The 13,241-nt window shown below is 59.6% G+C and carries 11 protein-coding genes; 4 read left to right on the top strand and 7 right to left on the bottom strand.

Features of this window, described 5'->3' with window-relative positions:
• Nucleotides 1-62: 62 nt before the first annotated feature.
• Nucleotides 63-1,994 (bottom strand): DNA topoisomerase III, encoded by a 1,932-nt coding sequence (locus ACOI8A_RS02000; RefSeq protein WP_420649634.1) that lies wholly within the window; start codon nt 1,992-1,994, stop codon nt 63-65.
• Between the two features lie 285 nt (nt 1,995-2,279).
• Here ACOI8A_RS02000 and ACOI8A_RS01995 point away from each other — a divergent pair, with 285 nt between their 5' ends.
• Nucleotides 2,280-3,686 (top strand): serralysin family metalloprotease, encoded by a 1,407-nt coding sequence (locus ACOI8A_RS01995; protein WP_420649635.1) that lies wholly within the window; start codon nt 2,280-2,282, stop codon nt 3,684-3,686.
• 321 nt (nt 3,687-4,007) lie between these two features.
• Nucleotides 4,008-4,376, top strand: a complete 369-nt coding sequence (locus tag ACOI8A_RS01990) for a DUF427 domain-containing protein (protein ID WP_420649636.1) — start codon at nt 4,008-4,010, stop codon at nt 4,374-4,376.
• Nucleotides 4,377-4,425: 49 nt separating this feature from the next.
• Here the strand turns inward: ACOI8A_RS01990 and ACOI8A_RS01985 are convergent, their stop codons facing one another.
• The gene (locus tag ACOI8A_RS01985) at nt 4,426-6,048 is read right to left on the bottom strand and encodes an MFS transporter (protein ID WP_420651254.1); all 1,623 of its coding nucleotides are present in this window, start codon (nt 6,046-6,048) and stop codon (nt 4,426-4,428) included.
• A gap of 167 nt (nt 6,049-6,215) precedes the next feature.
• On the bottom strand, nt 6,216-7,862 hold the full coding sequence (locus tag ACOI8A_RS01980; protein WP_420649638.1) for a GMC family oxidoreductase: 1,647 nt from the start codon (nt 7,860-7,862) through the stop codon (nt 6,216-6,218).
• A gap of 133 nt (nt 7,863-7,995) precedes the next feature.
• On the opposite strand from ACOI8A_RS01980, the gene ACOI8A_RS01975 reads away from it, so the two are divergent.
• Nucleotides 7,996-8,889: a LysR family transcriptional regulator gene (locus ACOI8A_RS01975; protein ID WP_420649639.1), complete on the top strand. Its 894-nt coding sequence runs from the start codon at nt 7,996-7,998 to the stop codon at nt 8,887-8,889.
• A 52-nt stretch (nt 8,890-8,941) separates the two neighbouring features.
• Here the strand turns inward: ACOI8A_RS01975 and msrA are convergent, their stop codons facing one another.
• The 4 genes from msrA to ACOI8A_RS01955 form a co-directional block, all read right to left on the bottom strand.
• Entirely contained in the window at nt 8,942-9,448 is a 507-nt protein-coding gene (msrA, locus tag ACOI8A_RS01970) for a peptide-methionine (S)-S-oxide reductase MsrA (protein WP_420649640.1), read from the bottom strand.
• Nucleotides 9,449-9,549: 101 nt separating this feature from the next.
• Nucleotides 9,550-10,656 carry a DNA alkylation repair protein gene (locus ACOI8A_RS01965; protein ID WP_420649641.1) on the bottom strand — a complete coding sequence of 369 codons (1,107 nt, stop codon included), beginning with the start codon at nt 10,654-10,656 and terminating at the stop codon, nt 9,550-9,552.
• 2 nt (nt 10,657-10,658) lie between these two features.
• Nucleotides 10,659-11,264, bottom strand: a complete 606-nt coding sequence (locus ACOI8A_RS01960; protein WP_420649642.1) for a glutathione S-transferase — start codon at nt 11,262-11,264, stop codon at nt 10,659-10,661.
• A 58-nt stretch (nt 11,265-11,322) separates the two neighbouring features.
• On the bottom strand, nt 11,323-12,231 hold the full coding sequence (locus ACOI8A_RS01955) for a MurR/RpiR family transcriptional regulator (protein WP_420649643.1): 909 nt from the start codon (nt 12,229-12,231) through the stop codon (nt 11,323-11,325).
• Nucleotides 12,232-12,683: 452 nt separating this feature from the next.
• Between ACOI8A_RS01955 and ACOI8A_RS01950 the strand changes: the two genes are divergently transcribed.
• On the top strand, nt 12,684-13,088 hold the full coding sequence (locus tag ACOI8A_RS01950; RefSeq protein ID WP_420649644.1) for a TraR/DksA family transcriptional regulator: 405 nt from the start codon (nt 12,684-12,686) through the stop codon (nt 13,086-13,088).
• The last annotated feature ends 153 nt before the right edge of the window (nt 13,089-13,241 follow it).

The following is a 13,241-nucleotide window of genomic DNA, read 5'->3' as shown; positions in this document are numbered from 1 at the left end:
AACTTGGGACTGCTGCGCAGTCCAACGGGGATAAATCCCCTCGCCACAAGGAGCTCCAAGCGCTACTTCGCGGGGCGCTTGGCGGTGGTCGTGGTTTTGCGTCGGGTGGACTTGCGTTTGTTTTTCCACGGCGCGCCGGCCTTGCCGGCCGGTGGCGGGCCGCTGATGGTCAGGCTCAACCCGGAGCAGCGCGCCACCTGCTTGCTCATCCACGCTGCTTGCTTGGTGACGAACTCTTCCAGACTCATCTCGCCGCTCTGCACCATGTCCAGCGCCTGTTCCCAGATGGCTGTGGTGCCGGGGTCAGCAATCGCTCGCGGTACCGCGTCGATCAGGCTGAACGCGGCAGGCGTGGCCGCGAGTGCCTTGCCGTTCTTCAGCAGATAACCGCGATCCAGCAGCCCCTGAATGATTGAGGCGCGGGTGGCTTCGGTGCCGATGCCGGTGGTGTCCTTGAGTTTCTGCTTGAGCAGCGGGTCTTGCACCAGTTTGGCGACATTCTTCATCGCCTTGATCAGGTCGCCTTCAGTGTAGGGCTTGGGTGGCTGGGTCCACAGATCCTTGAGCTTGACCTCAGCCACCGCGCACTCGGCGCCTTCACTCAGGGTCGGCAAGGTTTGCGGTGCCGGCGCCTCACGCCCCTTGGCTGGCGCCAGTGCTTCGGGCAGGGCGCGTTTCCAGCCGGGTTCGACGATCTGCTTGCCGACGGCGCGCAACGCTTCACCGGCGCAATCGAAATCGGCCTGAGTGCGATCGAATTCATGATTGGGCAGAAACTGCGCCAGATAACGCGCGCGAATCAGTGTGTAGACCGCGCGGTGCTTGCCGCTCAGGCGCTCGAGGTTTTTCGCGGCAGCGGTGGGGATGATGCCGTGGTGCGCGCTGACCTTGGCGTCGTTCCAGGCGCGGGAGCGGCGCTGTGGCTGCAGATGCTCGTGCAACGCTTCAAGGCTCGGGTCAGCCTGACGCAACGCCGCGAGAATCCCCGGCGCTTCGCTGTGCTGACTCACCGGCAGATAGCCGCAATCACTGCGCGGGTAGGTGATGACTTTGTAGGTTTCGTACAGCGCTTGGGCGACATCGAGAGTTTCCTGCGCGCCGAGGCCGAGTTTCTTCGAGCAGACTTCCTGCAAGGTGCCGAGGTCGAAGGGCAGGGGCGCGACTTCGCGCATACGTTCGGTGCGCAGTTTGATCACTCGGGCACTGGCGGCGCTGCTCATGGCGGCAGCTGCTTGCTGGGCCAGCGCCTGATTGAGGCAGCGATCCTGATCATCACAAACATCATTTGGCGCGCGCCATTGGGCGGTGAACGAGGTGCCATCGTGCAAAAGCTGCACGTCGATCGCCCAATACGCCACCGGTACGAAATCAGCGATGCTGCGGTCGCGATCCACCACCAAGCGCAAGGTTGGCGTCTGCACCCGACCCACCGGCAGCACGCCCTGATAACCGGATTGCCGACCGAGCAGGGTGAACAGCCGACTCATGTTCATCCCGATCAGCCAATCCGCCCGCGAGCGACCCAGCGCCGAGTGATAGAGGCTGAAAGTCTCTGCGCCGGGTTTGAGTGCAGCCAGCGCCTTGCGGATCGACGCTTCGTCCAGCGCTGACAACCACAGCCGGCGAATCGGCCCGCGATACCGGCAATGCTCGACCAGTTCCCGGGCGATCATCTCGCCCTCACGGTCGGCGTCGGTGGCGATGATCAGTTCGCTGGCCTCGCCGAGCAGCCGCTTGACCGCTTTGTATTGGCTGGCCGTGCGTGGCTTGACGGTCATTTTCCATTTGTCCGGGATAATCGGCAGGTCCGCCAGCACCCAGCGCTTGTAGCGGGCGTCATAGGCATCCGGTGGCGCGGTTTCCAGCAAGTGGCCAATGCACCAGGTCACCGTGACATCCGTTCCTAGCCAACAGCCGTCGCCCCGGCGCTGGGCACCGAGTACGGCCGCAATATCCTTGGCCTGGGAAGGTTTTTCACAGAGGTACAGCCGCATAACCACCATCGTCGATCATTGCCCGCAGAGGCGCACAGAATGGCCGGTGTTGTGTCGATGGGCAACTTTTATCTGTATGGATATACAGATAAAGCCTTGCCGATCATGACGGTCGCGTAGTGGCAAAAAGGGACACAGGGCTGCGCTATCGAGAAATTAGTTAGCGCCATGTTTCCCGCTGTGTCAGGTTCGAACCGCCTGAAAAGGGCGAGTGACAGGACGATCTCGCCAGGAGATCGCCGTGGTCTGTCGGATCCTGACTACTTTGAAACAAGGACGTACACCATGTCTCAACCTTCCTCCCAAGCCACTAGCGCGTTCACCGCAGTCGACACGTTCAGCCACCTGTATGACCGTGGTACCGGCACCGTCAACGGCAAACCGTCATTCACAGCCGATCAGGCCGCCGACGAAATCCTGCGCAAAGGCATGTCGTGGCAAGACAAGAATGGCGACAGCAAAATCGATCTGAGCTACACCTTCCTGACCGAGAAAAATGCCAACTACAACCCGAAACTCGGCAACTTCAGCGAATTCAGCGCTCAGCAAAAGGCTCAAGCCGTGCTGGCCATGCAATCGTGGTCGGACGTGGCCAACGTCACTTTCACTGAAGGCAAGGGCGGCGACGGGCACATGACCTTCGGCAACTACGACGTCAGCACCGGCGGCGCAGCGTTCGCTTATCTGCCACAGGGCAGCGCTTACGACGGTCAGTCGTGGTACCTGATCAACGACAAGTATCAAGTCAACAAGACGCCGGACACCAACAACTACGGGCGTCAGACCCTGACCCACGAAATCGGGCACACCCTCGGCCTGTCGCACCCGGGCGCCTACAACGCCGGTAACGGCAACCCGACCTACGCCGACGCCAAGTACGCCGAAGATACCCGCGGCTACAGCCTGATGAGCTACTGGAGCGAAACCAATACCGACCAGGATTTCAGCAAGGACGGCAGCGGCGCCTACGCTTCGGCGCCTCTGTTGGATGACATCGTCGCGGTGCAGAAACTCTACGGCGCCAACTTCGAAACCCGTGCCGATAACACCGTATACGGCTTCAATTCGAATGCCGACCGCGACTTCTACAGTGCCACCTCGGCATCGTCCAAAGTGGTGTTCTCGGTGTGGGACGGCGGCGGCAACGACACCCTGGATTTCTCCGGTTTCAGCCAGAACCAGAAGATCAACCTCAATGAAGGCTCGTTCTCCGACGTCGGTGGTCTGGTTGGCAACGTTTCGATTGCTCATGGCGTGACCGTGGAAAACGCCATCGGCGGCGCGGGCAATGACTTGCTGATCGGTAACGGCGCGGCCAACGATCTGATTGGCGGCGCGGGCAACGACATCATCTATGGCGCGGGTGGCGGTGATTCGCTGTGGGGCGGCCAAGGCGCGGACACTTTTGTATTCGGCGCGGCGAGCGATTCGACCATGACCGCACCGGACTGGATCATGGATTTCACCAGTGGTCTGGACAAGATCGACCTGTCGGGCATTGCCGGGTTTGCCAATGGCGCAGCTTCGCTGAACTTCGTCAGCGGCTTCACCGGCCACGCGGGCGACGCGATCCTGACTTACTTCGAACAGACCAACCAGACCAGCCTGATGATCGATCTGACCGGGCAGGGTTCGGTGGACTTTGCAGTAGGTGTGGTGGGGCAGGCTGTGGCGACCGATATCGTCGCGTGATGTCGTGAATCGTCGGCCCTCACCCTAACCCTCTCCCAAAGGTAGAGGGGACTGATTGGGGGTTGCTGGAGAAATACATCGACCTGAAAGGGCTGTGCCGAATCCACAATCGACAAAGCTTATCGATTCCATAATCGCCACGGTTTTTCAGGTCGATGTATCCCGCAAGACGATGCTGTAGGCTCCCTCTCCCTCCGGGAGAGGGCTGGGCGGGCGGCGTTCCGATGAGGGGGGTTTCAGCCGTTCGGCTGCGAACCCGACGAGATCGCCGCGCATGAGTTATACCTGAACCGCTGCCTTCGCCGCCGTCAGGAGAAACCGATGAAAACTTCCGGTCCCAGTCCCGTCATCACCATCGCCGAACAACCAGGTTGTCTGCTGGTGAAATTCCACGGCATTCAGGTCGCCGCCTCGGCCCGCGCGTTGGTGCTGCTCGAAGCCAACTATCCGCCGGTCTACTACATCCCGCGCGAAGACATCGATGAAAAATACTTCGCGCGCACCGATCACACCAGTTATTGCCCGTACAAGGGCGACGCCAGTTACTTCAGCCTGCAAATTCCGGGGCATGAAGGGGCGAATGCAGTGTGGACTTACGAAAACCCGAAAATCTCCGTCGATCAGATCAAGAACTATGTGGCGTTCTATCCGGATCAAGTGAAGTTTGAGTTGTTAGAGTCTGAAGTCTGACTTTCTCAGCTATGGCGAGGGAATTGCTCCCTCGCCATCTGCGCAGGCTTTAGTTCTTGTCGAGATCGATATTCTTAGTCTCGTGCAAAAAGATCATCCCCACCACCAGGCTCACGCCGGTAATCAGCACCGGGTACCACAGCCCGTAAAAGATGTCCCCGGTGTACACCACCAGCGCAAACGATACGGTCGGCAGGAAACCGCCGAACCAGCCGTTGCCAATGTGGTACGGCAGGGACATCGAGGTGTAGCGGATGCGTGTCGGGAACAGTTCGACCATCAGCGCCGCGAGCGGTCCGTAGCACATGGCCGAGATAATGATCAGCGCCACGATCAACGCGACGATCATCGGTTTGTTGGTCTGCTGCAGATCGGCCTGTTGCGGGTAGCCGGCGAGGGTGATTGCGCCGCGCAGGGCGGCCTCGTCGAAGTTGTCGAGTTTGACGTCGCCGACGCTGACTTGCACTGCGCTGCCGGCGGGCGCGGCGATGCTGGTGTAGGGCAGGCCGGCTTTGGTCAGGAAGGTTTTGACCTTGTCGCACGGGCTGTCAAATTTGGCCTTGCCCACCGGGTCGAACTGGAAAGTGCAAGTCGCCGGATCCGCCAGCACGGTGATCGGCGCCTGACGGCTGGCCTGATCAATCGCCGGGTTAGCGTAATGCGCCAGTGATTTGAAGATCGGGAAGTACAGCGCAGTCGCTAGCAACAGGCCAAGCATCAGGACTGGTTTGCGCCCGACCTTGTCCGACAACCAGCCGAAGATAATGAAGAACGGCGCACCGATCACCACGCTGATGATCAGCAAGGTGTTGGCCACCGCCGGGTCCATCTTCAGGAACTGGGTGAGGAAGAACAGCACGTAAAACTGCGCCGCATAAAAGGTCACTGCTTGCCCGGCGTTGATGCTGAACAGCGCGATCAATACGACTTTGAGGTTTTCCCATTTGCCGAAGGATTCGCGGATCGGCGCCTTCGAGGTTTTGCCTTCCTCTTTCATTTTCAGATAGGCCGGCGACTCGTGCAGGCTCAGGCGAATCCAGGTGGAAATGCCCAGCAGCACAATCGATAGCAGGAACGGGATGCGCCAGCCCCAGACTTCAAACTGATCACCAGTGAAGTAGCGGCAGCCGAGCACTACCAACAACGACAGCAGCAGGCCGATGGTCGCGGTGGACTGAATCCAGCTGGTGTGGAAACCGCGTTTGCCGATCGGCGCGTGTTCCGCAACATAGGTTGCGGCGCCGCCGTATTCGCCACCGAGGGCCAGGCCCTGAAGCATGCGCAGCACCACCAGAATGATCGGCGCGGCAATGCCGATGCTGGCGTAGGTCGGCAATAAACCGACGCAGAAGGTCGCGACACCCATCAAAATGATCGTCGCGAGGAAGGTGTATTTACGCCCGATCATGTCGCCCAATCGACCGAACACCAGCGCACCGAACGGCCGCACGATGAAGCCTGCGGCGAACGCCATCAGCGCAAAGATGAAAGCCGTGGTGTCGTTGACCCCGGCGAAAAACTGCTTGCTGATCACCGCCGCGAGGGCGCCATAGAGAAAGAAGTCATACCACTCGAACACCGTCCCCAGGGACGAGGCGAAGATGACTTTGCGGGTATCGGGACTGGTTTCGGCGCTGCGCACGCCGTCCAGTGGCTGAACATGTTCTGACATATCGGTATCCCTCACAGTGATTGTTTTTGTTGTTCCACTGGTGTTGCGTGTCCGTGAATCAGATGCGGCCCCCTGTAGGAGCTGCCGCAGGCTGCGATCTTTTGATCTTGCTTCTAAAAATCAAAGTCAAAAGATCGTCCGATCGCGGCCCGAGCCTGCGGCAGCTCCTACAGGGGGTGCGCCAGTTGTTGTTTTTGGGTGTTGATCCTTGTTTCGGGGTTAAGAATCAGCTGCGCAGCCTTCTCGGCAATCATCAGCGTAGGCGAACACGTGTTGCCCGAGGTGATGCGTGGCATGATCGACGCATCGGCGATGCGCAGACCGGGCACGCCATGCACGCGCAACTGCGCATCGACCACCGCGCCAGCGTCATTGCCCATGCGACAAGTGCCGACCGGATGGAAAATCGTCGTGCCAATGGTTGCCGCGGCTGCATGCAATTGCGCTTCGGTTTGCAGGTCCGCCCCAGGCAGATATTCCACCGGGTTGAACGCGTGCAACGCAGGTGCGCTAACGATCCGCCGGGTCAGACGAATCGCATCGGCGGCCACGCGCAGGTCTTCGGGATGACTCAGGTAGTTGGGCTGAATCAACGGTGGGTCCTGCGGATTGGCCGAGCGAATCTCCACCCGACCCCGACTCTGTGGGCGCAGATCACACACTGACGCAGTGAACGCCGGGAAGCTGTGCAACGGCTCGCCGAAGCGCTCCAGCGACAGCGGCTGCACGTGATATTCAAGGTTGGCCGAAGTCTGCTCCGGACCGGAGCGGGCAAACGCACCCAGTTGACTCGGCGCCATCGACAACGGCCCACTGCGGTCATACAGATAGCGCAGGCCCATGCCCATTTTGCCCCACACGCTGCCAGCAATCTGGTTCAGCGTGCGCGCGTTTTCCAGTTTGTAGATCAGGCGCAATTGCAGGTGATCCTGCAGATTGCCGCCGACCCCCGGCAACTCATGCACGACGCCGATTCCGAGTTTTTCCAGCAGTGGGCGTGGCCCGATCCCGGAGCGCTGCAAAATGCTCGGCGAGCCCACGGAGCCGGCGCACAACACAATCTCCTTGCGCGCTTTGAAGCTCCTGACCGCACCTTGCCAACGGGCGCTGACCGCTGCTGCGCGACCGTCCGCGAACAGCACCCGATCCACTTCAACATCGGTCAGCACTGTGAGATTGGCCCGATGCCGAATCGGCTTCAAAAACGCCTTCGCCGCATTCCAGCGGATCCCGGACTTCTGATTGACCTGAAAGTAACCGCAACCCTCGTTGTCGCCCTGATTGAAGTCATCAATGCTGGCGATGCCGCTTTGCTCGGCGGCGCTGCGGAAGGCATCAAGAATCGGCCACGACAGGCGCTGACGCTCAACCCGCCATTCACCCTTGTCGCCATGAAATTCAGCGGATCCGGCGAAGTGGTTTTCGCTCTGTTTAAACAGCGGCAGCACGTCATCCCAGGCCCAGCCCGGATTGCCCTCGGCGGCCCAGCCGTCATAGTCGCCAGCCTGGCCACGCATGTAGATCATGCCGTTGATCGACGAACAGCCGCCCAACACCTTGCCGCGCGGATAGCTCAGCGCGCGGCCATTCAGGCCCGGTTGTTGTTCAGTCTTGAAGCACCAGTCGGTGCGCGGGTTGCCGATGCAGAACAGGTAACCCACGGGGATGTGAATCCACGGGTAGTTATCGCGCCCGCCAGCCTCCAGCAACAGCACGCGCTGCTGCGCATCAGCCGACAGCCGATTGGCCAGCAAACACCCGGCCGGCCCGGCGCCGACCACGATGTAGTCGAATTCATCGAGGGAAGTCTGCATTCCCTGACCTCACTTATTGTTTTTGTTGTCGGTCATCCTAGTTGTTAGCTTTCGGCAAAAGAATGTTAGTTTTTGCGCAGCCGCTGTGCGTTTTCAGACAGCGTTCACAGACCATAGCTGACAAGGACAAGCGATGTTCGACTGGAACGACCTGCGGTTTTTTCTCGAGTTGCAACGCAGTGGCCGATTGCTGACTGCCGCGCGTCGCTTGAACACCACCCACGCCACGGTCGCCCGGCACATCGAGGCCATCGAAAAAAGTCTCGGCACCGCGCTGTTCGTCCAGCACGCCCAAGGCTACGAAATGACCCCGGCAGGGGAGGCGCTGCTTAAACACGCCGAGGCCATGGAAAACGTCGCGTTGCTGGCTCAGGAAGAAATCACCCAGTCGACCGCGCCGCTGGGCAAGATCCGCGTCGGCGTGACTGAGGGTCTCGGGATCATGTTTCTCGCCAGTCGCATGACCGGGTTGTTCGAGCGCTATCCGGGTCTGGAAGTGCAACTGGTGGCGGTGCCGCGCTTCGTCAGCATCCTTAACCGCGAAGCCGAAATCAGCATTCATCTTGAGCGTCCGGCGGCGGACATGCTGGTCACGCGCAAACTCACCGATTACCGACTGGCGCTCTATGCGAGCCGCGCTTACCTCGACAGTGCGCCCCCCTTGAATAGTCGCGAGGATCTTGGGCGTCATGCGTGGATCGGCTATGTCGACGACCTGCTGTTCAGCCAGGAACTGATGTTTCTCAACAGCTTCTGCCGCAACCCGCGCGTGGTGTTTCACAGCACCAGTGTGATTGCCCAACAGCAAGCAGCGCGCTCAGGTCTGGGGATCGCAGTGTTGCCGTGTTACATGGCGGCGGCCGATCCGGAGTTGGTCGCGCTACTGCCGGGCGAAGGCATCGAGCGCAGTTACTGGATCAGCACGCGGCGCGAGTTGCACAAATCGGTGCGACTACGCGTAGTTTGGGATTATGTGGTGGGATTGTGTGAGGCGGAGCAGGGGTTGTTGCTGGGGGCAAGCGTTTAAGCTGCCACCCGCGAACGCTGTGGCAGGCTGATCAAATTGCTCAAACAACCACTCAACCGCGCTTCGGCAACTTCCACTCCGGCCGAATAAAGTGGCACGTATACCCATTCGGAATACGCTCCAGGTAATCCTGATGCTCCGGTTCCGCTTCCCAGAACGGCCCTGCCGGTTCGATCTCGGTAACCACTCGACCTGGCCACAACTTTGAAGCGTCGACGTCGGCAGCGGTGTCCTCGGCGATGTCGCGTTGCTGTTCGTTGAGGTAGTAGATCGCCGAGCGGTAGCTGGCGCCGCGGTCGTTGCCCTGACGGTTGGGGGTGCTCGGGTCGTGGATCTGGAAGAAGAACTCGAGAATCTGTCGGTAGCTGATCACGGCGGGGTCGAAGACGATTTCGATGGCTTCGGCGTGGTTGCCGTGGTTGCGGTAGGTGGCATTCGGCACATCGCCGCCGGTGTAGCCGACGCGCGTTTGCAGCACGCCGGGATAGCGCCGCAGCAGGTCCTGCATGCCCCAGAAGCAGCCGCCGGCAAGAATGGCAGTTTCGGTTTGAGTAGTCATGATGTGTGCTTCTCCCGGGAATGTTCGGTGTAACCACTGTTATGAGGGCGCATTGAGCAATTCCAAGATCGAGCGCCGCAATCAGTCGCCACGTTTGAGCCTTATGCAGTGATGATCTCAACCGCAGTGCTCGCCAAGCGTTCTCCATTCACCATCACATGAATCGCGTGCCGCCCTGCATGGTGCTTACGTGTGGTGAAGTCCTTGATCACCTGACGACGCTGTACGCGGTCCGTCGTGAAGGCCGGCAGAGTCAGAGCCTTTAGCTTGAACACTTTCGCTGAAGTGCTGCCGTTGGCCTTCACATAGTCAATTGCATAATCAATCACCAGTCGTTGATCCACCGGCGCCAACGACCGTACCGCGAACGACAACGTAATCGACTCCCCGAGCCGGACCACCGCCGGCGCTACCTGTACATCCAGCAACTCGACCTCAGCCTTCGCCCCCGCACCCATCACCGTCAAAGCGCGCAAATTCCCCTGCTTGATCAAGCTTCTTAACGCATGCTTGGCAATCCATGCCGTGTGCTTGTTTTCCAGCGACCATCCCTCAACCGTGTTGAGCACCCAGTCGGGGTGAACCTTGGTGACGTCATTCAGATGATTGGCCACGGATTTGCGCACATACAAACTCTCATCCGCCTTCAACCGATCGAGAATTCCCGCTGCCAATTGCGGATCTGCCTGCACCGCGTCCAGGCGAAATGACCACGGCAAGCGAGGGCGACTACCCTCACTGGCCAGACGCCGAACGTGGTGATTTTCATCCCGCGCCCAGTCATGCATAAGCTCCAGCGACCGCTCCAGATCGCTGCGCAGAAAATACCGGACAGCAAATTCGGACGATCCAAACGCGGTGAAGTATTTCAACGCTTGCATCGATGTATCGAATGCATGCGCGCCATAGCTCGCCACGTAGTGCGGCAAGCACATGCTGACGAATCCGCTGTTCAGCCGAGGGGCGAGGGCGCGCAGGACCTCGAGGGAATCTTCGTAATCCAGCGGCAGCACCGTGTGCAGGCTTTCGCTGACACGGGCCATGCGTTGCATCACCGAGAGTTCGGCCAGGCCATCACTCGCATGCTTGAGAAATGCTTTGGCGTTGAACGCCGGGTACACAGCGCTGGTTTGCGTGGCGATGTGTTGCAGCCGCTCGAAGTTGAAGATTTCTTTCAGGGCCGGGGCTGCGGTTTCGTTTACGCTCATGGTCAGGTCATCGGGGTGCTGATGAATGCTTCTACACCTTCGGCGTAAGCGCTGTATTGGGCGATGCGCGGAAAGCGTTCAGCGTCGATCTGATCCGGGACTACGAGGTTGGTGAAACTCCAGGCGACGGCGAAGCTGATGCCGTCCTGTTCAAGAGCGCCATCGGTGGGCAACGGCTGTTTTTCCAGTTCATGCTCAAGAGCGGTAAACGCGGCGGCGAGTTGGCCTTCAACGCGTTCGACCCATGGCTGATATTGAATATCGGCAGGACGCAGGTTGCGTTCGTAATAGAGCTGAACGGCTTTTTCGCAGGCGGCGAGGCTCAGGCCTATCAGACGCAGGGCTTTCACCCGTTGGTTCAGGTCGCCGGGCAACAGGCTTTTGCCGGACAGCGCTTCCAGATAGTCGAGGATCAGCGTCGAGTCGATCAGCACTTCGCCGTCGTCAAGAATCAGCGTTGGCGCCTTGACCACCGGGTTGATCTGCTGGAAGCGTTCGAAATGGCGGAACACCGACACCGGGTCATGCTCCAGGTCGATGCCGAGGCACTTGGCGGATATGGCCACGCGGCGCACGTAGGGCGAGTCGAGCATGCCGATCAGTTTCATGACGCGTTCCTTCAAGTCGAACCGGGAAGACATAACCTAGCCGAGCCTGAGGTAATTGTCAGTCTTCGAAGCCGACCTGCTCGTGAATCTCCTCGACCTTCAAGCCCAAACGATACGCCACCGCAATAAACAGCGCCTGGCACAAACACAATGTGGCGCTCAACGAGCGAAACGCAAACGAGCTGCCTTCATTCACCAGCAACACGCTGTTCGCGCCTTTGGCCACGGGCGACAGGTTGCTGTCGGTGATGATCAGCGTGTTGGCCTGTTGCTGTCGGGCGTAGCGCAGGCAGTGTTGGGTCTCCTTGGCGTAGGGCGTGAAGCTGATGGCGATCACCAGATCCTGCGCGCGCACGCTGCGCATTTGCTCGCGATAGCTACCACCGAGTCCCGAGACGAGGTGCATGCGCTTATTAGTGTGTTGCAGGTTGTAAACGAGGTAGTCGGCGACGGCGAAGGAGCGGCGCACGCCGATCACGTAGATGTTGTCGGCGCCGACGATCAAGTCGATGGCAGTCTCGAACGCTGCGTCGTCGAGTTCCAGTCCCAGCCTTTCAATGCCCGACAGGGTGGCACCGATGCATTCGCGGGCGAGGTCGCCGTCGCTGGATTTTTGCGACTGGTTGGCGATCATGCTGCGCACGCGCTGCTGATAGTTCTGCACCGGGGTGGTTTTGTCGGTGTAGGCCTCACGGAACAGTGCCTGCATTTCGCTGAAACCGCTGAAGCCGAAACGCTGGGAGAAACGCACGATGGCCGAGGGGTGCACTTCGCACTCACGGGCGATGTCGCTGATGCGGTCGACCATGATCCGGTCGCTCTGCTGGCTCATGTAGCTGGCGACGCGTTTGAGCTGACGCGGCAGGGCTTCGTATTCCTCGGTGATCTTTTGCAGCAGGCGATGGGCGGTGATCGGGGGGCTGGCGAGGGCGTGCTCGTCGTTGGCCGGCTGATCGGGGCGGGACATGGAAAATCCTTCTGGCTGAATCCGGGAAGCGCTGGGGTGGCCTTGAGAATAGGCGGGCTGCGCGGAATCGAAAGGCCGTCTGCAGGCAAAATGTGTAGCGCCATCCCGGCTGAATCGATGCACCGCACGCGCCGTATGGCCAAAATATTTGCGATAAACCTGCTCGCCGTCAGCCGTTTGTCTTCTATATACAGCCGCTCGACTGAATTTCTTGCTATAAACGCACTCCGATGACCGCTAACAGGCCTGCGTCAGAGCAGTTTCCGGGCTTTGTCGGACAAATTCCCTGTATTTACAGTTGCTGAGGCCTCAATCGGGCCTTAGACTGCCGCCCCTCGTAAATTGAGTGCCGGGTGGCGTTTGCAATAAACGATGCCTTTTCGACGACCGGGCACGGTTCGCCGAAACGCTCCCTATTTCGCCTTAATGCACGTTTTTTTATAGAGATATCAATGACAAAGGACAAGTTGCTGGCCATGCCGGCAGATGACTACATGAATGCTGAGCAACACGCTTTCTTCCGCGAGCTGTTGCAGAACATGAAAGTCGAAACCCACGAGCGCATTGAGCAGAACCGTATCGCCATCGAAAGCCTGGACACCCCGGCTGACCCTGCGGACGCGGCATCGGTTGAAGAAGAGCGCACCTGGCTGGTAAACGCGATTGATCGCGACCAGCGCATGCTGCCGCAGCTCGAGCAAGCCCTTGAGCGTATCAAGGAAGACAGCTTTGGCTGGTGCGATGACAGCGGCGAGGCCATCGGCCTGAAACGCCTGCTGATCAGCCCGACCACCAAGTACTGCATCGAAGCTCAAGAGCGTCACGAGCAGATCGACAAGCACCAGCGTCAGGCCTGATTTCTGCGGCGACCCATACACTTGGGTCGTCTGAACAAGATCGCAGCCTTCGGCAGCTCCCACAAAGAGCCGCCGGGGCTGCGATCTTGTTTTTGCTCGTGCGCAAAAAACCACGCCGTTGTATTGACCTGCCACAGACCCACGACTAACGGA

This window comes from Pseudomonas sp. P4795 (genome assembly GCF_048822895.1).
GTDB lineage: Bacteria > Pseudomonadota > Gammaproteobacteria > Pseudomonadales > Pseudomonadaceae > Aquipseudomonas.
Note: the sequence above shows the minus strand (reverse complement) of the source record. Positions and strands in the feature narration are given on the sequence as shown.